Genomic DNA, 22,646 nt, shown 5'->3' with positions numbered 1-22,646 from the left:
AGAAGATCAGCCCCGGCCCACGAACGGCATTTTGGTCGCCATCACCGTCATGAACAGCACGTTTGCGTCGAGCGGCAGGCCGGCCATGTAGGCCACGGCGTCGCCGACCGCCTTGGCGTCCATGCGCGGCTCGTGCTTGGTGGTGCCGTCCGGCTGCAGGACGCCGGGGCCGTTGACCATGCGGTCGGTCATCGGGGTCGCGGCATTGCCGATATCGACCTGGCCGACCGCGATGTCATACATCCGGCCGTCGAGGTTGGAGGCCTTGGTGAGGCCGGTGATGGCGTGCTTGGTCGAGGTGTAGGCCGCCGAGAACGGCCGCGGCGCATGCGCAGAGATCGAGCCGTTGTTGATGATGCGGCCGCCGCGCGGCTTCTGGTCCTTCATGATGCGGAAGGCGTGCTGGGTGCACAGGAACGGCGCGGTGAGGTTGGTGTTGACCACCGCCTGCCACTGCTCGAGCGGCAGGTCCTCGAAATTCACCGGCGGCGCGCCCATGCCGGCATTGTTGAAGAGAACGTCGAGCCGGCCATAGGTCGCCTTCACCTTGTCGAACAGCGCGGCGATCGCGGCCGGGTTGGCCATGTCGGCCGACACGCACAGGCTCTTGCCGGCAGGGCCGAGCTTGCTGGTCTCTTCCAGCATCTCGATGCGGCGCCCGACGAGCACCACGGTATAGCCTGCGTTCATCAAGGCGAGCGATGCCGCGCGTCCAACGCCGGTGCCGGCGCCGGTGACGAGTGCGATCTTGCTGGTTGCCTCAGTCATCCGAGTTTCCTCTTATTTGGTTTTTGCTTCGGTTTCGTTCTTGTAGGGTGGGCGTGGAATGTTTTGGTGCGCCGCGCGCAGCGCCGCCGACCAGCGCGAGCGCAGGTCGTGGAAATAGGGCTCGCCGGCCTCGATGCGGTGGTTGAGGTCAGCCTCGCAGGCGTCGGTGCGCACCACCAGCACGTCGATCGGCAGGCCGACGCCGAGGTTGGAGCGCATCGTCGAATCCATCGAGATCAGCCCGGTCTTCAGCGCCTCGTAGAGCTCGACATCATAGTGCATGGCGCGGTCGAGCACCGGCTTGCCGTATTTGTGCTCGCCGATCTGCAAATAGGGCGTGTCGGTGGTGCACTCGATGAAGTTGCCGGCGGTGTAGACCATGAACAGGCGCATCCGCGAGCCCTTGATCTGGCCGCCGAACAGGAACGACACGTCGAAGGAGATATCCTCGGAGCGCAGCGCGTCGCCCTCGGTGGCGTGCACCGAGCGGATGGCGCGGCCGATCCGCTGCGCAGCCTGGAACATGGTCGGCGCGTTCATCAGCGTCTCGAGCTCGCCGGTGTGCGGATCTTCCATGCCCTCGGTCAGGGTCGACAGCACCGACTGGCTGATCGCCAGATTGCCGGCGCTGGCGATCGCCATGATGCGCTCGCCGGGTTTTGAGAAGATGTGCAGCTTGCGGAAGGTCGAGACATTGTCGAGGCCGGCATTGGTGCGGGTATCGGCGATCATGACGAGGCCGTCTCGCACCAGAATTCCGCAGCAATAGGTCATTTCCAGTCCCCAACGATCCGAATTTCTCGGCGCAGAACTAGTAGCCAATTTCGAGGTCGCATCCAACCCCAATTCCCCGCCGCGGGACATGCGGCGACCGGTCAAAAAGGGGCGGGTGGCCTGCCGCGGCGAATGGCCCGTATGGGGCTGTTCCGCCCGCAGGCCGTTCGGAGATGCCCGGGCGCCAACCTCGTTCTGCGCCGCGCGCAGCCGGCAATGATCGGATGTTCTCGCGATTGCGAGAGGCTTTCCCTTGTGCTCGACTGCCTGCAACCGACAACAACAAGAAATTCCGGGAGACGAGAATGTCGTTCAAACTGGCCGCATGCATCGTGGCCTTGAGTATCGTGGCAACGGCCGCGAGCCCGGCATCGGCGCAGAAGAGGGGCGGCACGCTGCGGCTCTATCACAACGACAATCCGCCCTCGACCTCGCTGCTTGAAGAGTCGACCATCGCCTCGGTGATGCCGTTCGCGGCGGTCTTCAACAACCTCGTGGTGTTCGATGCCGCCAAGGTGCACGAATCGATCGACACCGTGATCCCGGATCTCGCCGACAGCTGGTCGTGGGACCAGACCAACACGAAACTCACTTTCAAGCTGCATCACGGTGTGAAGTGGCACGACGGCCAGCCTTTCACCGCCAAGGACGTGCAATGCACCTGGCGGATGCTGATCGGCAAGGCGGAGACCCAGGACTTCAAGCGCAATCCGCGCAAGGTCTGGTACACGAAGCTCAGGGATGTCAGCGTCAATGGCGACGATGAAGCGACCTTCGAGCTGACCGAGCCGCAGCCTGGCCTGCTGGCGCTGCTCGCCAGCGCCTTCTCGGTGGTCTATCCCTGCCATGTGCCGCAGCAGGTGATGCGCACCAAGCCGGTCGGCACCGGGCCGTTCAAGTTCGTCGAATTCCGGCGCGGAGATTCAATCCGTCTCGTCCGCAACCCCGATTACTTCAAGAAGGACCGGCCGTATCTCGACGAGATCACGGTGCGCTCGATCGACAGCCGGGCCACGCGGATGCTGGCGTTTGCGACCGGCGACTATGACATCACCTTTCCGTCCGACGTCAGCATTCCCCTGATGAAGGACGTCAAGGCGCGGGCGCCGAACGCGATCTGCGAGATGACCTCGACCAATCTGCAGATCAATCTGCTGGTCAACCGCGTCAATCCGCCGTTCGACAATCCCGAGATCCGCAAGGCGATGTCGCTGGCGCTCGACCGCAACGCATTCAACAGCATCCTGTTCGAGGGCACCGGTCGGCTCGGCGGCGCGATGCAGGCCAAGCCCGAAGGCGAGTGGGGCATGCCGGCAGACGTGCTGTCGACCATGATGGGCTACGGCCCCGATACCGAGAAGAACCTCGCGGACGCGCAGGCGATCATGCAGAAGCTCGGCTATAGCGACGCCAAGCCGCTCTCGATCAATATCCAGACCCGCAATCTGCCGACCTATCGCGACCCGGCCGTGATCCTCGCCGACCAGCTCAAGAATATCTATATCGTCGCCGAGCTCGACATCCTGGATACGCCGCGCTGGTACTCGCGGCTGCAGCGCAAGGATTACACGATCGGCCTCAATGTCACCGGCGTCAGCGTCGACGATCCCGACGGCAACCTGGTCGAGAACTACTCCTGCAACTCGGAGCGCAACTACACCCAGTATTGCAATGCCGAGGTCGACAAGGACAAGCGCCGCAAGATCGTGTTCGACATCGAGCGCGTGCTGGTCGAAGACGCCGCGCGGCCGGTGATCCTGCACTCATCGGCCGGCAATTGCTGGCAGCCCTACGTTAGGAACTTTCGCCCGCACGACAACAGCCAGTACAACAATCTGCGCTTCGAGGACGTCTGGCTGGACAAATAATGCGTGCTGCCCCGCTGGCGACGACGTGAGTCGCCCTGCGCAGACGCTGAGTGCTCGCGCCGATCGCCGGGTGTCACATAGTGACGGCACCCGTCAATCAGGCCGCGCAGAGCTCGACCGGACATCCGAAGCCGCTACGGAAGCTCGGATATCAGCTTGGTCCACTCGGCCTCGGGCCAGGCCCGTGAGGTGCAGGTCCGTATGTTTCCCTGAGAACTGAGTGCGAGCGCGAGTTTCGTGATGTTGTCGCCGAGAGGCGCTTCGGCGAGGAGAAGGATGTCATGCTCGCCGGAGGTGAGATAGACCTCCTTGATCTCGACACCGAGAGTCTTGGCGAGTTCTTTCGCTGCTCGGCTGCGCTTGGGCGCTTCCTTGACATTACGAATTCCCTGGTCGGTCCAGTCGATCCTCACTATGAATGTCGCCATGTCGTCCTCCAAGGGTTACGCACTGCCCTTGTCTGCCGCGCGCGCGGCAGGCCAACGTGCTTCATGTTGAAGTTGAGGGAGCGCCCCATAAGGCAGGCGCTGCTTTCAGACTGCGATGCCTGCCGACGGCCTGACCGCTGCCTGTTCCATCCGACGGCGACGTCGGCCCGTCCCGTCTCAAAGAGCAGCTCGCTGCAGATTACGCCATGTCATTTGCTGGAGAAAGAGGGCTCCCCGCGTTGTGATCGCAAACGCGGTGACGGGGTTCGGCGATCACCCGGAATTCGCGTAGGCGAGACGCTGCGTCGAGGTCACACCTCTGCGCACGAGTAAGAGCCGCGGAAAGCCTTCGCGTGCCGGGCTGCCATCTGGTGTAAGTCAGGTGTGGGTGTAATCACCCGGTTTCAATCCGAGCGCTTTGACAGCTGCTTCGGGAAGCTGGCCCCACGCTTCGACCCTTTCATTCGGGGCCATCATTTCCGCAATAATTGCCGTGGCCTTTGCCGCATCTCCTTCAGCCACGAAGAAGACCGAGCGAATAGGCGGGCCGCCGTCCAACGGCTCAGTTGTTACGAGGACAACCTGACCATTTGCCATGCTCTCTTATACTGCTATCGCGGCGCTGTTTCCACGGATCCCTTCGATCGATCCCAGCGATCCGGCCGCCGACGCAGGCGCCAAAAGCGAGCTGGCCTAGTATTGCATCGTCGCGGCTCGAACACCAAATAGCAGAACCTGGGACGCAGAACCGCTCCAGGAGCGAGCAGGCGGCGCTGTGCGCCCTGCTCACCCTACGCATCCCGCGCATCGACGAGGAACGCCTCGTCCACCGGCACGTCGAGCGCCGTGACCAGCCGGTTGGTCTCGGCGGCCATGCCGACGATCGCGAGCATTTCCAGATATTCTGCCTCGGTCATGCCCTTGGCACGGGCGCTCGCGGTGTGCGAGTGAATGCAGTAGCTGCAGCCATGGGCCACCGAGACTGCAACGTAAAGCATCTCCTTGACCTTTGGATCGAGCGCGCCCGGTGCCATCACCTCCTTGATGCTCTCCCAGGTCCGCCGCAGCGTCTTGGGATCATGCGCGAGCGCGCGCCAGAAATTGTTGACGAAGTCCGACTTCCGAATCGTGCGGATATCCTCGAACACAGCGCGTGCTTCCGGCGAGAGTTCGTCATCGGAAAGCAGTTTTACGGTTGCCATGGCTTGTCTCGCTGGTTCGGATTGGAGCCGCGATCATATCACCATCGTCATTCCCCGGTGCGCAATTGCGCACCTGAGGGCGCGCCTCTTGGCGCGAGCCCGGAATCCATTTCTCCGCACAGCCGGGGGCGCGATGGATTCCGGTCTCTCGCTTCGCGAGCCCCGGAATGACGGTGGCGAGGAGGCAGTCTACGACTGCGTCTGGCTCTGCCACTGTCCGGGGCGCCCGGCCTGATCGACCTTGACCGCGACTGTCAGCGTCTCGCTGCCGCCGCCATAGCGGGTGCCGCGGACCGGGGCGGCGCCGAGATAGTCGAGGCCGATCGCGACGCGGGCATGGGCGTCGGTGGTGCAGATGCCGTTGGCGGCGTCGAAGCCGACCCAGCCGAGATTGGGCACGAACGCCTCGGCCCAGGCATGACCGGCCTGCTGGTTGACCATGCCGTCGGAGCGCAGGAAGTGGCCGGAGACGAACCGCGCCGGCACGCCGCCGGCGCGTGCGCACGCGATCAGGATATGCGCGTAATCCTGGCAGACGCCGCGCTTCAGCGCGAACGCCTCGGAGGCCGAGGTGGCGCTGTTGGTCGGATCCTCGTCAAACGCCATGTGCTCGTAGATCTGCACCATCAGCGCGTGCAGGAAGCCGAGCACGTCGGCGCCGGCCTCGGCGCGCAGCTCGCGCACGGAGGCGGTCATGGCCGGGTTGAGGTCGGTCAGCGGCGTGGGCCGCAGGAACAGGCTCGGCGGAAACCGCTCGTCGCTGCCGCGCAGCACGCCGCCGGTGTCCTGGGTCTCGACCAGGCCTTCGCAATGGATGGTGAGGTCGCTGATCGCGCCGTGGGTCAGCACGTGGGTGACGTTGCCGAAAGCGTCCTCATGGGTGTCGAGCCGGGAATCGGTCGAGACGTCGATCTGCCAATCCGCGACATATTGGCCGTCATGGCTGCCCGGCGTCATGCGCAGGATCTGGATCACGCCCGAGGCCGCCGGCTCGTAGCGATAGGTGGTGGTGTGGGCTATCCGCAGGCGCATGGTCGACCAACACAGTTGGGATCGTTATATCAGGGCAAAAGCGCGAAGCGCGTCCTCGCCAGATGTCCCGGGCGTCCGTCTTTCGCCCTTATCGTCCTTCAAAGCAAGACGGGGATGGCCGGGTCAAGCCCGGTCATGACGGGATTTTGCGTCAAAACCGGTCAAATCAGGTACTGCTTGGTGACGATCTCACCGAGCCGTGAGTTGTCCGCGATGAATTCCTGGATGAACTCGTGCACGCCGTGCTGGAAGATGTCGTCCATATGGCTGTGCTCGAGCCGGTTCCTGATGCCGCGGGCGTGGCGCTGGGCGGCGCCCTGGCGGCCATAGGCGACGCCGATCTGGTCCAGATTGCGCACGAGGTTGCTGTAGCAGCTGGCGAGCGACCGCGGCAGCGTGTCGTTGAGGATCAGAAGGTCGGCGATCAGCCAGGGTTTCAGGGTTTCCCGGTAGACCCAGTGATAGGCGGTCGTTGCCGACACCGAGCGCAGGATCGAGGTCCACTGGTAGTAATCCAGCGGGCCGCCGACATGCTCCTCTTCGGGCAGCAGCATGTGATACTTCACGTCGAGAATGCGCGCGGTGTTGTCGGCGCGCTCGAGATGCACCCCGAGCCGCGAGAACCAATAGGCGTCGTTGCGCAGCATGGTGCGGTAGGCCGAGCCGTCGAAGCGCAGCGAGGTCTCCTGCACAAAGCGCAGGAATTTGGCCAGTTCCTCGCGGCTGCCGGTCCCGCCCTTGCCCCACACCGCCTGCAACTCGATCCAGGCCGAATTGATGGTGTCCCACATTTCCGAGGTCAGGGCGGTGCGCACCGAGCGTGAATTCAGCCGCGCCGCCTCGATGCAGTTCTTGATCGAGGAGGGGTTCTCCGACGAGAAGGAGAGATATTCGACGACGTTCTGCTGGTTGGCTTCCGGGTAGTGATCGTAGAAGCTCGCGCCGACGCCGGCGGTGAGCAGCGCGGAATCCCATTCATTGGTCTTGCCGATATAGGCCGCGGGCAGCGCGGTGACGCGTAGCGTGGCGTCGATCGTGCGCGCCAGATATTCGGCACGTTCGACGTAACGGGCGAGCCAGAACAGATTTTCGGCGGTGCGCGACAGCATGCGATAGTCCCTACAAGACGAAAAATGTTCTGAATTCACCTCCCCCTAAAAGGGGAAGGTCGGCGCGCAGCGGCGGGTGGGGGTCTTCTCTCCGTTCGGCGCAAGTGGCCGACCCCCACCCCGACCCTCCCCCTTGCAGGGGGAGGGAGGGCTTGCGCAGCGCGTTGGGCTTCAAATCACTCACTCAGAATCCAGGTGTCCTTGGTGCCGCCGCCCTGGCTCGAATTGACCACGAGCGAGCCTTCCTTCAGCGCGACGCGGGTCAGCCCGCCGGGCACGATGGTGGTCTGGCTGCTGCCGGTCAGCACGAACGGGCGGAGGTCGACATGGCGCGGCGCCAGGCCCTTGTCGGTGCAGGTCGGGCAGGTCGACAACGCCAGCGTCGGCTGGGCGATGAAGCCTTCGGGCTCGCGCTTGAGCTTGTCGCGGAACGCCTCGATCGTGGCCTTGGTGGCGGCCGGGCCGATCAGCATGCCGTAGCCGCCGGAGCCGTGCACCTCCTTGACGACGAGGTCGGCGAGGTTGTCGAGTACGTACGACAGATCCTGCGCTTCGCGGCAGCGCCAGGTCTGCACGTTCTTCAGGATCGGCTCCTCGCTGAGGTAGAACTTCACGATGTCGGGCATGTAGGAATAGATCGCCTTGTCGTCGGCGATGCCGGTGCCGACCGCGTTGGCGAGCGTGATGTTGCCGGCCGCATAGGCCGACATCAGCCCGGGAACGCCGAGCGCGGAATCCGGGCGGAAGGTGAGGGGGTCGAGGAAATCGTCGTCGACGCGGCGGTAGATCACGTCGACCCGCTTCAGCCCCTCGGTGGTGCGCATGAACACCTCGTCGTTCTTGACGATGAGGTCGCGCCCCTCGACCAGCTCGATGCCGAGCTTGTCGGCGAGGAACGAGTGCTCGTAATAGGCGGAGTTGTAGACGCCGGGCGTCATCAGCGCCACCGTCGGCTCGGCGGACGCGCTGTGCGGCGCCACCGAGCGCAGTGCCGACAGCAGCTCATCCGGATAGCGCTCCACTGGCGCGACGCGGTGCCGCGCAAACAGGTCCGGAAACAGCCGCATCATGATCTCGCGGTTTTCCAGCATGTAGGAGACGCCGGACGGCGTGCGTGCATTGTCCTCCAGCACGATGAAGTTGTCGGGATCGGTGCGGATGATGTCGATGCCGGCGATGTGCACGTAGATGTCGTGCGGCACGTCCTGGCCGTTCATCTCCGGACGGAACACCGGGTTCTGGAAGATCAAATCCTCGGGGATGACGTTGGCGCGCAGAATGTCGCGGCCGTGATAGATGTCCTTGAGGAACATGTTGAGCGCGAGCACGCGCTGCTTGAGGCCTTTCTCCAGCAGCGTCCATTCGTTCGCTGACATGATGCGCGGAATGACGTCGAACGGGATCAGCCGCTCCTGGGCTTCGGTATCGCCATAGACCGCGAAGGTGATCCCGATCCGGCGGAACAGCAGCTCCGCTTCCTGGCGTCGATATTCGAGCGCATCCGGCGGCGTCTCTTTGAGCCAGCGGGAAAGCTCCTGGTAGGCCGGGCGAAGGTCCTCGCCAAGGCCGTTCATCTCATCGAACGCGACTGCCATATATCCCGACTGCCCTCCAAAGCCATGTGACACAGTGCATGACTTGATGGGATGGTAGCAAGGGGCGGGCCAGCGCGATATGCATTGGCTTATGGCATTTGCTAAGGGAGAGACGGAAGGCCTGCCCGAAAAACCGGCTGAGGTCTGCTTAATTCGGCGGCAAAACCTCGTGACATCAAGGCATTGGGTCGGCAATGTCAGGGGATCAAGTTAGGGAATGAGACCATGAGCGAGATCGTCACGGCGGGGATATTGGTGATCGGCGACGAGATCCTGTCCGGCCGGACCAAGGACAAGAACATCGGCTTCATCGCCGAATACCTGACCAATATCGGCATCGACCTCAAGGAGGTCCGCGTCGTCGCCGACGACGAGGCCGACATCATCGCAGCCCTTGATGCGCTGCGGCATAGATACGCTTACGTGTTCACCACCGGCGGCATCGGGCCGACCCATGACGACATCACCGCCGACAGCGTGGCGAAGGCGTTCGGGGTCGAGATCCACCATCATCCTGACGTGGTGGCGCGGTTCAGGGAGCGCTGGAGTGAGCAGGACCTCAACGAGGCGCGGCTCCGGATGGCCCGGGTGCCCGACGGCGCCGAGCTGATCCAGAGCGCGACCATCCTGGCGCCGGGCTTCAAGCTCGGCAATGTCATCGTGATGGCCGGTATCCCGACCATCATGCAGGCGATGATGGACATCGTGGCGCCGACCTTGAAATCCGGCCAGCGGATGCTGTCGGATTCGGTCCGCGCCGACGCGCGGGAAGGCGATATCGGTGGTCCGCTGCGGGCGATCGCGGAGGCCCATCCCGACACCATCATCGGCAGCTATCCGTTCCAGGATGAGAACCAGAAGCCGAACACCAATCTGGTGGTGCGCTCGCGCGATTCGGAGAAGCTCGCGGCTGCGATGGCCGCGGTGAAGGAGATGCTGAAGCAGGTGCAGGCCGCGCAGAAAAAGCCGGCAGCGGGTTGAGACGATATGGTTGAGAGAAGTTCTGAACCGAGTGCGCAGGAGCGGGCCGGCAGGCCCTTCCCGGTCTCGTGGGATCAATTCCACCGCGATTGCCGGGCGCTGACTTGGCGCCTCAACGAGGTCGGCCCGTTCCACGCGGTGATCGCCATCACCCGCGGCGGGCTGGTGCCGGCGGCGATCGTGGCGCGCGAACTCGGGCTGCGGATCATCGATACCGTCTGCGTCGCCAGCTACGACCATGACAAGCAGGGCGACCTGAAAGTGCTCAAGGGCATTTCCGAGCAGACCGCCAAGCTCGGCGGCGGCACCGGCAAGGGGCTGCTGATCGTCGATGACCTCGTCGATACCGGCAAGACCGGCAAGCTGGTGCGTGAGATGCTGCCCGACGCGCATTTCGCAACCGTCTACGCTAAGCCGAAGGGACGGCCGCTGGTCGACACCTACATCACCGAGGTGTCGCAGGACACCTGGATCTTCTTTCCCTGGGATACCGCGCTGTCGTTCCAGCCGCCGATCCGCGACGGGGCGGCGTAGATTTCCACCTCGCCCCGCACGCGGGGCGAGGGAGAAGGAAGAGCATGCCCCTGCAGAACCGCGTCACCCCGACCGGAGACATCGTCGCGTCAGAGCATCGCGGCACCTTCACCGGCAATCGCGGCATCATCCACGATCCGGCGACGCGGACGCTCTTGAACAAGCGCTGGTCGTCGCCGGCGTGGCTCACCTGTGTCTGCGAGTTCAGGGGACGGCGGCGCAAGGTGATGAGCCGGCAGAGCTGGACCGAGCTGTTCTTCCTCGATGAAGCGACCGCCTTCGCGGCCGGGCACCGGCCGTGCTTCTATTGCCGCCGCGATGACGCCAAGCGGTTTCGCGCGGCCTGCGAGAGCGGCAACGGCGTCAGCGATCTCAGTGCCAGGGCGATGGATGCGGTGCTGCACGCCGAGCGGCTTGATCGCGGCAAGAAGCGGCTGCATCCGCTGCCGCTGCCGATAGCCGGGCTGCCCGACGGCACGATGGTGCAGGCGAACGGGGAAAGCTATCTCGTCGCCAATGGCGAGACGTTGCGCTGGTCATTCGCCGGTTACGACCGGGCTGACGTGACCGGTCCCGCGTTGCTGCTGACGCCGCCGTCGACCATCCGTGCGTTTCAGGCCGGCTACCGGCCGGTGTTGCATCCGAGCGCCGCGGCTGCTCTGGGCTGAGCCGCAGGCGCGACCCTCACGCCAGCCGCTGCCGTGCCAGCTTTGCACCCGCACCGAGCGCAATCAGCTTGGCTTCGGCGATGTCCCGCCGCATCGGGGCCATGCCGCAATTGGTGGTTGCGATGATGTTGCCCTTCGGCACGAATTTCGCGACCGCCTCGATCACCTTGACGACATCCTCGGCGGTCTCGACCTCGTCGCTGGCGACGTCGATCACGCCGGCCTGCACGATCTTGCCGGGCAGCGCCGCGAGCAGTTCGATCGGCACTTTCGAGTTGCGGCACTCGATCGCGACCTGCTGGATCGTGCTCTTGTCGATCACCGGGAAGGTCTCTTCATATTGCCGCCACTCGCCGCCAAGCGTCTGCTTCCAGTCGGTGTTGGCCTTGATGCCGTAGCCGTAGCAGATGTGCACGGCGGTGGCGCAGGTCAGGCCCTCGGCGGCACGCTCCAGCGCCTTGATGCCCCAGTCTCGGACCTCGTCCATGTAGACGTTGAAGGCGGGCTCATCGAACTGGACCATGTCGACGCCGTCGGCCTGCAACGCCCTGGCTTCCTGGTTCAACAGCTCGGCGAAAGCGAAGGCCATTTTGACGCGGTCGCCGTAATATTGGTCGGCGATGGTATCGATGATCGTCATCGGGCCGGGCAGGGTGAACTTCAGCCTGTTTTTGGTGTGGGCGCGCGCCGCGCGCGCCTCGCTTTCATGGACGCGGCCCTTGAGCTGCAGCGGCGCGACCACCTGCGGCACCATTGCCTTGTAGCGGTCCTTGCGGATGCCCATTTCGACCTTGTGGGCAAAATCGATGCCCTCGATCCGCTCCAGAAAACCGTGCACGAAATGCTGACGCGCCTGCTCGCCCTCGGTGACGATGTCGACGCCGGCATCCTCCTGCAGCTTGACCGCGAGCACCGTGGCATCGCGCTTGGCGCGGGCGAGCTCGGCGCCTTCCGATTTCCAGGGCGCCCACAACATGTTCGGTTCGGCGAGCCATTCCGGCTTCGGCAGCGAGCCTGCGATCGTGGTTGGAAACAGCATGGGTGCCTCCCGGTGGGTTCTGATTGAGCGCCTGTGTGCCATGTCCTAAGGTGGACGTACAGAACAACAAAAGTCTTTGTGATGGGGAATAGGACGCCGATGATCGACCTGCACTACGCGCCGACGCCGAACGGCTGGAAGATCTCGATCATGCTGGAGGAACTCGGGCTGCCCTACACGGTGATCCCGGTCAACATCCGCGCCGGCGAGCAGTTTCGGCCCGAATTCCTGGCGATCAGCCCGAACAACCGCATCCCCGCGATCGTCGACCATGCGCCTGCCGACGGTGGCGGGCCGTTCCCGGTGTTCGAGACCGGCGCGATCCTGATCTATCTCGCCGACAAGACCGGCCGCTTCCTGTCGCAGGAGCTGCGTGCGCGGTCGACCGTCATCCAATGGGTGATGTGGCAGGTGGGTGGCCTCGGGCCCATGCTCGGCCAGCACGGCCATTTCGCGCTCTATGCGGCCGAGAAGATTCCCTATGCGATCGAGCGCTACCGCGACGAGACGGCGCGGCTCTATGGCGTGCTCAACCGCCAGCTCGGCAAGACCGGTGCCTATATCGCCGGCGACGACTATTCGATCGCCGACATCGCCTGCTTCCCCTGGACCATGACCCACAGGGCGCAGGGCTTTACCCTCGACGATTACCCGAACATCAAGCGCTGGTACGCGGCCGTGCGCGCCCGCCCGCAGGTGCAGGCGGGGCTGGCGCTCGGAAAATTCGTCAAGGAGCCGTTTGACGAGGAATCACGCAAGAATATGTTCGGCCAGCGTGCGAAGGAGCTAGTCGAGAGGAAGTAGGTATCGTCATCCTGAGGTGCGAGCTCTTGCGAGCCTCGAAGGATGCGAAGCCGGAGGCCCTCCATCCTTCGAGGGCCGCTGAAGAAGCGGCCACCTCCAGCGACAAAGGCGAAGCCTTTGCGCGGGGATGACGGGAAAAGACAGCGCTACAAGCATGATAAAAAGGAAACGCCATGATCGAATTCTTCTTCGACTGTTCCAGCCCGTGGACCTATCTGGCCTGGCACAACATCCAGCCGATCGCGAAGGAGTTCGACGCTCCGATCAGCTGGCGGCCGATCCTGGTCGGCGGCATCTTCAACACCGTCAATCCGTCGGTCTACGCGCAGCGCGAGACGCCGGTGCCGCTGAAAGCGCGCTACATGAAGAAGGATCTCGCCGACTGGGCGCGCTCGGCCGGCCTTGCGATCAAGATGCCGCCGACCGTGTTCCCGGTGAACAGCGTGAAGGCGATGCGCGGCTGCATCCTTCTCGGCAACGAGAAGATGGTGCCGTTCGCGCGCGCCGTGTTCGAGGCCTATTGGGGCGATGACAAGGACATCTCGCAGGATGCGGTGCTGGCCGAGATCTGCACCAAGGTCGGGATCGATCCCGCAAAATTCCTTGCCGGCATCGGCGATCAGGCGATCAAGGACCAGCTCAAGGCCAACACCGAGGAGGTGATGGCGCGCGGCGGCTTCGGCTCGCCCACGATCTATCTCGACAAGACCGACATGTATTTCGGCAACGACCGCCTGCCGCTGATCCGCGAGGCGCTGGCACGTCTCAAGGCGCGAGCTGCCTGATGCCGAAAGCCGTTGTTTGCCGCGAGCTCGGGCCGCCCGAGCGCCTGCAGCTGGAAAACTTCGCCTCGGTGCCGCTGAAGCCGGGCGAGGTGCGCGTTGCGATCCGCGCCGCCGGGATCAATTTCCCCGACATCCTGATGGCTGCGGGCGAGTACCAGCTCAAGCCGCCGCTGCCGTTCACGCCGGGCTCGGAAGCCGCCGGCGATGTCGTCGAGGTCAACGATGCCGCTGGCGTCGTCGTCGGCGACAAGGTGATCGTCAAGATGCGCTTCGGCGCCTATTGCGATGAGACGGTTGCTGTGCCGTCGCAGCTCGTGCCGGTGCCGTCGACCTTCGACTATGCGGAAGGTGCGACCTTCCTTGCCGCGCACGGCACGGCGTATCACGCGCTGATCGATCGCGGGCAGATCCAGCCGGGAGAGGTGCTGCTGGTGCACGGTGCCGGCGGCGGCGTCGGGCTTGCCGCGGTCGAGATCGGCAAGCTGCTCGGCGCCACCGTGATCGCGGCGGCCTCCAGCGAGGAGAAGCTTGCGATCGCGAAGGCGCGCGGCGCGGATCATCTCGTGCTCTATGCGCGCGAGCCGTTCCGCGACGCGGTCAAGCGTCTCACCGACGGCCGTGGCGCCGATGTGGTGTTCGATCCGGTCGGCGGCGAGGTGTTCGAGAACTCGATGCGCTGCATCAACTGGGGTGCGCGGATTCTCGTCGTCGGCTTCACCGGCGGCATCGGTCTCGCCCGCACCAATCTGTTGATGATCAAGGGCGCGAGCGTGCTCGGCGTCCGCGCCGGCGAAGCGGTGCGGAAGAACCCCGCGCTCGGCGAGGTCAGGATCAAGGCGCTGAGCGAGTGGGCCGAGGCGGGCCGGGTGCGGCCAAATATCTCACACCGGCTGCCGCTGGAGGATTATGCGAAGGCGATGCGGCTGCTGGTCGAACGTAAGGCCATCGGGCGTGTGGCGTTGATCACCCGGTAGAACTACGTGCCTTGCACACGTTCTGCGCAGCGCCTGCTCAAAACTTTAGCGGCGCTGCGGCAGGGCTTTTTTACCAATCAAATGTAGGCATGATCCAACCGGGGGTTGAGTCATGTTCAAGAACACCAAGATACTTTATCGCATTGCTATCTCCGCCTTGCTGCCGCTGTTCGCATTTGCAGCACTGGCAATCTACGACATCTCGGCGAAGTGGTCGGTTCGAACAGATATCGCACGCATCCAGCCGATTGCCGAAGGCGTCGGCAAGCTCAGCCGGCTGGTGCACGAACTGCAGCGCGAGCGCGGCTTGTCGTCGGCCTATCTCGGCAGCAAGGGCGTCCAGATGCGAAGCGAGCTCGGCGAGCAGCGCAAGCGAACCGACGCAGACCGGACGGTCGCCACGTCAGTGCTCGCCGGCCTGAAGCAATCAGGAGCAGCGGAACTTGCCGCGGCCGCGCAGGCTGCCCAGGACGGCCTTGGCCAGCTTGACCCGCGTCGCACCGACATCGATGGGCTTGCGATCGCGCCGCCGGCCGCCATTGGCTATCTCACCGATACGATCGGCCGTCTGATCACCGTGATCACCGGTATCGCCAAGCTCAGCAGCGACGACGACATCTCGAAATCCATCGCCGCCTACGCCAATTTGATCGAGGGCAAGGAGCGCGCAGGGCAGGAGCGCGCGACCGTCGCCGGCGGCATCGCGGCGGGCCGGTTAGAACCTCAGCTCTATGTGCGCGCGGTGGGACTTGCAGCGGCCCAGGAGAGCTTCTTCAGCGCGTTCCGTGCAGCCGCGTCGCGCGAGGCGCGCGAGCTGTTCAGCCGGACGATGTCGGGCGGCGCCATCGACACCTTCAACGCCATGCGCAAGACGGTGGAGCAGGGCGGGCTCGCGGGCGACTTCAAGTTGCTCGACGGCAAATCATGGTTCGATGCCGCCACAGTCCGGATCGACATGCTCAAGATGGTCGAGGACGGTCTCGCCGCTGAATTGTCGCGCCTTATGGCCGACAAGAAGGAAGAGGCGACCATGAGCCTCGGTATCATCGCCGGCCTGATGCTGCTGGCGCTACTGGTGGGATCGCTCGCGGTGCTGGCGATGGCGAGCAGCATCACCGGGCCGATCAACACGCTGGCGTCCAATATGACGAGGCTGGCCGAAGGGAATCTCGATCTCAAGGTCGACTCCACCGATCACGGCGACGAGATCGGCGTAATGGCGCGGGCAGTCCGGTTCTTCAAGGAGAGCATGATCCGCTCGGCCGAGCTTGCCGCGAAGGATAGCGAAGCCGTCAACCAGCGTGCGGCCCGCGCCGCACGCGTCGGCGAACTCACCAATCAATTTCATGACGACATCGGCGCGGTCATCGACGCCGTGATATCTGCGTCATCACAGCTCGAGGCAACGGCTGCACTGATGAACAGGAGCGCCGGCAAGACCAGCGAACAGGCAGCGAACGTCGCCGAAGCGACGCAGGCGGCGTCCAGCAACATGCAGACTGTCGCGGCTGCGACCGAGGAACTGTCAGGCTCGGTCGGCGAGATCGGGCGTCAGGTGACGCAATCGGCGCAAATCGCGCAGCGTGCGGCGGCCGACGGTCGGCGCACCAATGAGACGGTGCAGGGTCTCTCCGCCGCCGCGGAGAAGATCGGCGACGTCGTCAAGCTGATCAGCGAGATCGCGAGCCAGACCAATTTGCTGGCGCTCAATGCGACCATCGAGGCAGCGCGCGCGGGCGATGCCGGCCGCGGCTTTGCCGTGGTCGCCGCCGAGGTGAAGACGCTTGCGGAACAGACCGCCAAGGCGACCGACGATATCCGGGCGCAGATTGGGGCGATCCAGGCTACGTCAGGCGATGTTGTGACCGCGATCCGGTGCATGACCGTCACGATCGACGAGATCAACGAGATCGCCTCGTCGATCGCCAGCGCGGTCGAGGAGCAGGGCGCAGCGACCCAGGAGATCGCGCGCAACGTCCAGCACGCGGCAAAAGGAACCGGCGATATCTCGGCCAATATCGGTGCGGTTACCGGTGCTGCCGAGGAGTCCGGGGCAGCGGCGAGTCAGGTGCTCGGCGCTTCGGAAGAACTGTCGCGGCAGTCGGCCCGGATGCGCAATCAGGTCGAGAGCTTCATCGGCAGAATCAAGGCTGCCTGATCACTGCGTCTCTTGCGAACTGCCCGGTTTGCAGGAACGCAATCGTCTGCGCGATCGCGTCCGCGTTGCGCACCAGCCAGGGGTGCGAGGTACGGATCACGATGTGATCGGCCATGCCGTCGAGCCTGGTGTTGGCGACCGACACCCGTCCGTCATGCGGTCGCGGCAGGCCGATGGACGTGATCGGATAGACCGAGCGGTTGCCGGCGATGATGCCGGTCGGGTAATCGATCGCCGGCAGCAGCGCGCTGGTCGCGGCATCGCGGCGGGTGACGAGCTGCTGGCCGGCCGGGCCGAAGAAGGCGCGATAGGCAGCAAGGTTTTTCAGGCGGTCGGCGATCTCGCTGCCGCCATTCGGCGTGCCCAGCATCACGACGCGGCCAAGTCGCGCCGGGCGATGTTGTGCCAGATAGACGCGTGCCAGAAGCCCGCCCATCGAATGGCAGACGAAATGCACAGCGCCTTCGAGGCTGCGCGCGAACCGATCGAGCGCCGGATGGATGTCCTCGGCCAGCGCATCGAGCGGCTTGCGCCGGCTGTCATAGTCGAGATTGAGAGTGGCAAAGCCGGCATCATCAAGCGCCAGCTCCATCCTGCGAAACGAGCGCGCCGTCCTGCTGATGCCGTGCAGCAGGACGACGCCGTCAGATGGAGACGCCGCGGGACGCCGCTCGCTCACTTATAGTCGCGCTCTTGCCACCACGGGAAATAGTCGGGCATGTCAGACGACACCTTGTTCTTGAACTGCGCAGGGCGCTTTTCCAAGAACGACACCACGCCTTCCTTGACGTCGTCGGAGCGGCCGCGGGCATAGATGCCGCGACTGTCGACCTTGTGCGCCTCCATCGGATCATCGGCGCCCATCATCCGCCACATCATCTGGCGGATCAGCGCCACCGACACCGGCGCGGTCTTGGCCGCGAACTCCTTGGCGAGCGCGCGCGCGGTCGGCAACAGATCGTCCGGCGGCACCACCTTGCTGACGAGGCGGCCGGCGAGCGCTTCCTGCGCCGGGAAGACGCGGCCGGAATAGCACCACTCCAGCGCCTGCGAGATGCCGACGATGCGCGGCAGGAACCAGCTCGAGGCGGCCTCCGGCACGATGCCGCGCTGGGAGAACACGAAGCCGAAGCGCGCCGCCTCCGACGCAATGCGGATGTCCATCGCGAGCTGCATGGTGACGCCGATACCGACCGCGGGACCGTTCACCGCGGCGATCACCGGCTTCAGGCACTTGAAGATGCGCAGCGTCACCTGGCCGCCGCCGTCGCGCACCTGCGGATCGCTGTAGTCGACGCTGCCGTCGGCATGCCGCTTGACCGGACCGCGCCGCGCGTCGCGATCGAAGGTGTTGGCGCCGGAGGACAGGTCGGCGCCGGCGCAGAAGCCGCGGCCGGCACCGGTGACGATGATCGCCCTGACGTCGTCGTCCTTGTCGGCTTTGTCGAACGCGTCGATCAGCTCCTGCTGCATCGTGGCGTTGAAGGCGTTGAGCTTGTCGGGCCGGTTCAGCGTGATGGTCAGGATCTGCTCGGCGACCTCGTACTTGATCGTCTCATACGCCATGGGGATGATTTCCTCTCGGTTTTCTTGAATGGGCGGCGCAACGCGCGTCTCCATCCAGTTAACCCGGCAATCATCCCTTGTGAAGAAGTCGGATGCGCAGGCGTGGCTCCGCGCCGCGCATCGCGACTTGCGTTGAGGCGCTACTTCTTCGGCGGTGTCGGCCACGGCTTCTGCGGGCCGCGCAGGCCTTCGAAAGCCTTGCCCATGCCGAGCACGCCGATATCGTCGAAGCGGCGGCCGATGATCTGGACGCCGATCGGAAAGCCCTTCTTGTCGTAGCCGCCGTTGATCGACAGCGCCGGGTTCTCCGACATATTCCACGGTACGGTAAAGCAGATGTGCTCGAACGGCTTTGCGGGGTCGTTGAGCGGTGCTGCGAACTCCGCCGGGAAGTTCACCACCGGCGACACCGGCGAGATCACATAGTCGAACTCGCAGAACAGTTTTGCGGCGGCCGCGTGGATCGCCATCGTCATGTTGAAGCCGCGCATCACGTCGACACCGGAGAGCTTTGCGCCGGCCTCGGCCCAGCTGAGGATATAGGGCAGGGTCTTGCCGCGGTCGGCCTGCGGCAATTTCGACAGCTCGTCCCAGGTCCGCGCCCGCCAGAAATTGTCGAGGCCCTCGAGCATCTCCGGGGTCAGGATGCCGTCGATCTCGGTGATGACGGCGCCGGCGGATTCGAACGCCTTCGCCGCCTTGACGACGATTTCGCGAACCTCCTTCTCGACCTTCTGGCCGGATCCGGCGTCGAGCATCAGCCCGATGCGCAGCTTGCGCGGCGACTTCTCGATCGCCTTCCAGTTCACCTCGAGCGCCGGCAGGCTCATGCCGTCGCGGCGGTCGGGGCGCGACAGCACGCTCATCATCAGCGCGGCGTCGTCGACGGTGCGGGTCATCGGACCGGCGACGCGGCCGACATAGGGCGGATCGATCGGCACGCGGCCGAGGCTCGGCTTCAGGGCGACGAGGCCGCACCAGGAGGCCGGCAGCCGCACCGAGCCGCCGATATCGGTGCCGAGATGCAAGGGACCATAGCCTGCGGCACCGGCCGCGCCGGCGCCGGCGCTCGAGCCGCCCGGGTTCTTGCTGACATCCCAGGGATTGCGGGTGAGGGGATGGAACGACGACAGTCCCGACGACAGCATGCCGTAATCCGGCATCGTGGTCTTGGAGAAGATCACGCAGCCGGCTTCGCGCAGCCGCGCGGCAGGCGGCGCATCCTTTTCCGCCGGCGCGAGCTTGACGCTCGCGGCACCCAGCGGCACCGGCTGGCCCTTGGTCGCGACGTTGTCCTTGATGGTGACGGGCACGCCATCGAGCGTGCCGACCGGCTCGCCTTGTTGCCAGCGCTCGGTTGCGGTCTTGGCGACCTTTCGCGCCCCGTCAGGGTCGTACAGATACAGCGCCTTGATGTGCGGCTCCCAAGTCGCGACCTGGGAGATGATCTCCTCGAGCACCTCGGAGGGCGAGAACTGCTTGGCACGGTAGCCGGCGAGCAGGTCGACGGCCGTGAGATCGTGCAGCGAGGTGATGGTGTCCGGTTTCGGCTTATGCATGGGCACCTGCCGGCATGCGTTTCTCGATGATGCGGGCAAACATGCTGGCGCCGATCGGCAGGATCTTGTCGTCGAGAACGTAACCGGGATTGTGCACGGGCACTGAACCGTCATGACCGACCCAGAAATACGCGCCGGGAATGGCCTGCATCATGTCGGCGAAATCTTCGCTGCCCATCTTGGGTGTCGAGCGAGTGAGCACCTTGGCCGGATCGACGACGGTGCGCGCAACTTCCTCGACCACGCGGGACTGCTCTTCCTGATTCACCAGCACGCTGAACGTGTCGCGGATGTCAGCCTCGATCTCGACGTCATAGGCCGCGGCCATGCCGGCGCAGATCGCGCGCATGCGCTTGCGGATCAGGGCGCGGGTGTCGTCGTCGAAGGCGCGCACGGTGCCGCACAGCCAGGCTTCGCCCGGAATGACGTTGTAGGCGGAGCCGGAGTGAATCTGGGTGATCGAGACCACCGCCGGCTGCAGCGGATCGACATTGCGGCTGACGATCGACTGGATCGCCTGTCCGAGCGTCATCGCGATCACCACCGCATCCTTGGAGCGCTCCGGCATCGCGCCATGGGCGCCGTAGCCGTGGATCTTGATGTCGAAGAAGTCGGCGCCGGCCATCGCCGGGCCGGGTAGGATCGCGATCTCGCCATGGTTCAGGTCGGGCGCATTGTGCAGGCCATAGACCTCGTCGCAGGGGAACTGCTTGAACAGGCCGTCCTTGATCATGGCGCGGGCGCCGCCGAGGCCTTCCTCGGCCGGCTGGAAGATGAAATGCACGGTGCCGTCGAAATTGCGGGTCTCGGCGAGATAGCGCGCCGAGCCGAGCAGCATCGTGGTGTGGCCGTCATGGCCGCAGCCGTGGAAGCGGCCGGGAATGGTCGAACGCCACTTCAGATTGGTGTTCTCCTCCATCGGCAGCGCGTCCATATCGGCGCGCAGGCCGATCTTTTTGGTGCCGCCGCCCTTGCCCTTGAGCACACCGACCACGCCGGTGCCACCGAGACCGCGATGCACCTCGATGCCCCAGCTCGTCAGCTTGTCGGCGACGATGCCGGAGGTGCGGACCTCTTCGAAGCCGATCTCGGGATGCGCATGCAGATCCCGTCTGATGGCAGTGAGTTCGTCGGCAAAACTGTCGATGCGCTCAATGGTCGGCATGGTTTCTATCCGTTTATGCGTGAAGGGGAGGTGGGTGTGAAAGTCGGGCCGTTTGGCTTGATACGGATGCCGGGACGCAAATGTTTCCACGGCAGCGTGGCGGTATCGGCGGGCATCGCGCCCGGCGCGGCGCAGATCAGCAGCTTTTCGGCGATCGGCTCGAAATCGGCGCGGAAATGCACCGAGCTCTTGTTGACCAGGATCTTCTGCGCCGTCGGCTCGATGCCGACATAGCGGTACATCGACTGGTCGGCAAGCTGGGCCTTGTAGGAGCCGACCACGACGCGGACGTCGCCGATGCGCAGGCAGGCGGAAGGTCCCATGTCCATGTCGCGGCCACCGAAATAGGGGCCCGGTGCGACGAATTTGCCGTCCGAGAGCTTTTCGACCACGAAACTCTCCCGGTATGGCGCGTCACCGGGAATGCCGGACTTGCCGCCGAGTTCGAGCGTGACGGTCGCGCCGATCCCGGCGGTGTGCGCGGCCTTGGCCGATTGCGGGTCGTAGATCACACCGGTCGCGGCGCTCGCTCTGTTGCGCACCAGCGCGCGCAGCATGCCTGTGGTGTCGGAATCGCCGCCGGCGCCGGGATTGTCCTGGGTGTCGGCGATGATGATCGGCTTGCTCGCCGACTTCGCCAGTTCCATCGCCAGCTGGACGCCTTCGTCGGGCGAATAGATCCGGCCGTCGAAATCGTCCTCATGGCTCTCGACAAGCGCGACGATCTTGTCGGCGGCGGCATCCGCATCGGCCTGGGTCCGGCCATAGGCGAACACGCTCGGCCCGCAATCCCGGAAATCGGCCGCCGGGAAGCCCGGCGCAAATGACAGCGTCGGCACCGCGTCGCTCTCGAGGGCCGCGAGCTGTTGATAGATGCCCTTGGTCGGCTGGTCGTTGGTGCATTGCCAGCTGATCGGGATCAGGAACGGCAATTGCCGGAACGCCTTTGCGAAGCTTTGCTTTGTTTTCAGCAGCAGCGCCAGATGCCTGGCGCAGGCTTGGCCGGTGTCGGCCATATCGACATGCGGGTAGGTGCGGTAGGCGATCAACGCATCGGCATGCTCGATCATCTTGGGCGAGACGTTCGCATGCAGATCGAGGCTCACGACCAAGGGGAGGTCGTTGCCGATCACCTTGCGCACGCGGGCGAGGACCTCGCCTTCACCGTCGTCATAGTGCTCGGCGACCATGGCGCCGTGCAGGTCGAGATAGACCGCATCGATCGGCCCGGCCGCGGTAATGCCGTCGACCATTTCGGTCACGATCCGCTCATACGCATCCTTGCTCACATGCGCCGACGGGCTTGCCGCCGCGAAAATCGTCGGCACCAGCTCCCAGCCATTGGCTTCCGCCGCCTCGACAAAACCGGCGAGGCCTACATTGATCTTGCGCATGACCTTGAGCACATCGGCGCCATGCGTCATCGACGGCCAGCCGCCGCCGTGCACGAAGTCATCATAAGTTGCCTTCGTCGGCGCGAAGGTGTTGGTCTCGTGCAGGAAGCCGCCAACGGCAATGCGGGTCATCAAGTTGGTCTCGATACGTTTCTTCGATCATGATGCGAATGGAACGGCCCGCGCCACGATCTCGTCTCGTTGGTTGGAGCGCGATCTTTCGGAGAAGCCGGTATCCACCTT

At 64.6% G+C, this 22,646-nt stretch carries 22 protein-coding genes; 8 read left to right on the top strand and 14 right to left on the bottom strand.

Annotated features, from left to right (window positions below; translation table 11 throughout):
* Positions 1–6 precede the first annotated feature (6 nt).
* On the bottom strand, positions 7–768 hold the full coding sequence (locus WDM24_RS26610) for an SDR family oxidoreductase (RefSeq protein ID WP_338827771.1): 762 nt from the start codon (positions 766–768) through the stop codon (positions 7–9).
* A 12-nt stretch (positions 769–780) separates the two neighbouring features.
* Positions 781–1,542 (bottom strand): proteasome-type protease, encoded by a 762-nt coding sequence (locus tag WDM24_RS26605; protein WP_166306279.1) that lies wholly within the window; start codon positions 1,540–1,542, stop codon positions 781–783.
* A 305-nt stretch (positions 1,543–1,847) separates the two neighbouring features.
* Between WDM24_RS26605 and WDM24_RS26600 the strand changes: the two genes are divergently transcribed.
* Positions 1,848–3,410 carry an ABC transporter substrate-binding protein gene (locus WDM24_RS26600; protein ID WP_338827769.1) on the top strand — a complete coding sequence of 521 codons (1,563 nt, stop codon included), beginning with the start codon at positions 1,848–1,850 and terminating at the stop codon, positions 3,408–3,410.
* Between the two features lie 134 nt (positions 3,411–3,544).
* Here the strand turns inward: WDM24_RS26600 and WDM24_RS26595 are convergent, their stop codons facing one another.
* The 6 genes from WDM24_RS26595 to WDM24_RS26570 form a co-directional block, all read right to left on the bottom strand.
* Positions 3,545–3,838: a GYD domain-containing protein gene (locus tag WDM24_RS26595; RefSeq protein WP_029081559.1), complete on the bottom strand. Its 294-nt coding sequence runs from the start codon at positions 3,836–3,838 to the stop codon at positions 3,545–3,547.
* Between the two features lie 378 nt (positions 3,839–4,216).
* The gene (locus tag WDM24_RS26590) at positions 4,217–4,435 is read right to left on the bottom strand and encodes a hypothetical protein (protein ID WP_166306282.1); all 219 of its coding nucleotides are present in this window, start codon (positions 4,433–4,435) and stop codon (positions 4,217–4,219) included.
* 194 nt (positions 4,436–4,629) lie between these two features.
* Complete coding sequence (locus WDM24_RS26585) at positions 4,630–5,040, bottom strand: carboxymuconolactone decarboxylase family protein (protein WP_338827766.1); 411 nt, start codon at positions 5,038–5,040, stop codon at positions 4,630–4,632.
* A gap of 189 nt (positions 5,041–5,229) precedes the next feature.
* Positions 5,230–6,072 carry a transglutaminase family protein gene (locus WDM24_RS26580; protein WP_338827764.1) on the bottom strand — a complete coding sequence of 281 codons (843 nt, stop codon included), beginning with the start codon at positions 6,070–6,072 and terminating at the stop codon, positions 5,230–5,232.
* Positions 6,073–6,233: 161 nt separating this feature from the next.
* The gene (locus tag WDM24_RS26575; protein WP_029081556.1) at positions 6,234–7,181 is read right to left on the bottom strand and encodes an alpha-E domain-containing protein; all 948 of its coding nucleotides are present in this window, start codon (positions 7,179–7,181) and stop codon (positions 6,234–6,236) included.
* 176 nt (positions 7,182–7,357) lie between these two features.
* Positions 7,358–8,776 carry a circularly permuted type 2 ATP-grasp protein gene (locus tag WDM24_RS26570; RefSeq protein ID WP_029081555.1) on the bottom strand — a complete coding sequence of 473 codons (1,419 nt, stop codon included), beginning with the start codon at positions 8,774–8,776 and terminating at the stop codon, positions 7,358–7,360.
* Positions 8,777–9,001: 225 nt separating this feature from the next.
* Here WDM24_RS26570 and WDM24_RS26565 point away from each other — a divergent pair, with 225 nt between their 5' ends.
* The 3 genes from WDM24_RS26565 to WDM24_RS26555 are packed head-to-tail and all read left to right on the top strand — an operon-like array spanning position 9,002 to position 10,959.
* Entirely contained in the window at positions 9,002–9,757 is a 756-nt protein-coding gene (locus tag WDM24_RS26565; protein WP_338690483.1) for a competence/damage-inducible protein A, read from the top strand.
* A 6-nt stretch (positions 9,758–9,763) separates the two neighbouring features.
* Entirely contained in the window at positions 9,764–10,291 is a 528-nt protein-coding gene (gene gpt, locus WDM24_RS26560; protein WP_338690481.1) for a xanthine phosphoribosyltransferase, read from the top strand.
* Positions 10,292–10,335: 44 nt separating this feature from the next.
* On the top strand, positions 10,336–10,959 hold the full coding sequence (locus tag WDM24_RS26555) for a hypothetical protein (RefSeq protein ID WP_338827761.1): 624 nt from the start codon (positions 10,336–10,338) through the stop codon (positions 10,957–10,959).
* Between the two features lie 16 nt (positions 10,960–10,975).
* Here WDM24_RS26555 and WDM24_RS26550 read toward each other — a convergent pair whose 3' ends face one another.
* Entirely contained in the window at positions 10,976–11,998 is a 1,023-nt protein-coding gene (locus tag WDM24_RS26550) for a methionine synthase (protein WP_338827759.1), read from the bottom strand.
* 99 nt (positions 11,999–12,097) lie between these two features.
* Here WDM24_RS26550 and WDM24_RS26545 point away from each other — a divergent pair, with 99 nt between their 5' ends.
* From WDM24_RS26545 to WDM24_RS26530, 4 genes are all read left to right on the top strand, one after another.
* Positions 12,098–12,802 (top strand): glutathione binding-like protein, encoded by a 705-nt coding sequence (locus WDM24_RS26545; protein ID WP_338827757.1) that lies wholly within the window; start codon positions 12,098–12,100, stop codon positions 12,800–12,802.
* A 173-nt stretch (positions 12,803–12,975) separates the two neighbouring features.
* Complete coding sequence (locus WDM24_RS26540; protein WP_166306309.1) at positions 12,976–13,587, top strand: 2-hydroxychromene-2-carboxylate isomerase; 612 nt, start codon at positions 12,976–12,978, stop codon at positions 13,585–13,587.
* Positions 13,587–14,561, top strand: coding sequence for an NADPH:quinone oxidoreductase family protein (locus WDM24_RS26535; RefSeq protein WP_338827755.1), 975 nt, complete (start codon positions 13,587–13,589; stop codon positions 14,559–14,561). Before WDM24_RS26540 ends, WDM24_RS26535 begins: the two co-directional genes overlap by 1 nt.
* Positions 14,562–14,673: 112 nt before the next feature.
* On the top strand, positions 14,674–16,719 hold the full coding sequence (locus tag WDM24_RS26530; protein ID WP_338827753.1) for a methyl-accepting chemotaxis protein: 2,046 nt from the start codon (positions 14,674–14,676) through the stop codon (positions 16,717–16,719).
* Here WDM24_RS26530 and WDM24_RS26525 read toward each other — a convergent pair.
* From WDM24_RS26525 to WDM24_RS26505, 5 genes are all read right to left on the bottom strand, one after another.
* Complete coding sequence (locus tag WDM24_RS26525; RefSeq protein ID WP_338690466.1) at positions 16,706–17,398, bottom strand: esterase/lipase family protein; 693 nt, start codon at positions 17,396–17,398, stop codon at positions 16,706–16,708. The genes WDM24_RS26530 and WDM24_RS26525 overlap by 14 nt on opposite strands.
* The gene (locus WDM24_RS26520; RefSeq protein WP_166306321.1) at positions 17,395–18,285 is read right to left on the bottom strand and encodes a crotonase/enoyl-CoA hydratase family protein; all 891 of its coding nucleotides are present in this window, start codon (positions 18,283–18,285) and stop codon (positions 17,395–17,397) included. Before WDM24_RS26520 ends, WDM24_RS26525 begins: the two co-directional genes overlap by 4 nt.
* A 140-nt stretch (positions 18,286–18,425) precedes the next feature.
* A complete protein-coding gene (locus WDM24_RS26515; protein WP_338827750.1) occupies positions 18,426–19,844 on the bottom strand; it encodes an amidase in 1,419 nt (472 codons plus the stop codon).
* Complete coding sequence (locus tag WDM24_RS26510) at positions 19,837–21,009, bottom strand: M20 aminoacylase family protein (RefSeq protein WP_166306327.1); 1,173 nt, start codon at positions 21,007–21,009, stop codon at positions 19,837–19,839. Before WDM24_RS26510 ends, WDM24_RS26515 begins: the two co-directional genes overlap by 8 nt.
* Positions 21,010–21,014: 5 nt before the next feature.
* Positions 21,015–22,535 carry a M81 family metallopeptidase gene (locus WDM24_RS26505; RefSeq protein ID WP_338827748.1) on the bottom strand — a complete coding sequence of 507 codons (1,521 nt, stop codon included), beginning with the start codon at positions 22,533–22,535 and terminating at the stop codon, positions 21,015–21,017.
* Between the last annotated feature and the right edge of the window lie 111 nt (positions 22,536–22,646).

This window comes from Bradyrhizobium sp. 27S5 (assembly GCF_037217225.1).
GTDB classification, from domain to species: Bacteria; Pseudomonadota; Alphaproteobacteria; order Rhizobiales; family Xanthobacteraceae; genus Bradyrhizobium; species Bradyrhizobium septentrionale.
This window is presented reverse-complemented; position numbering and strand designations above follow the sequence as displayed.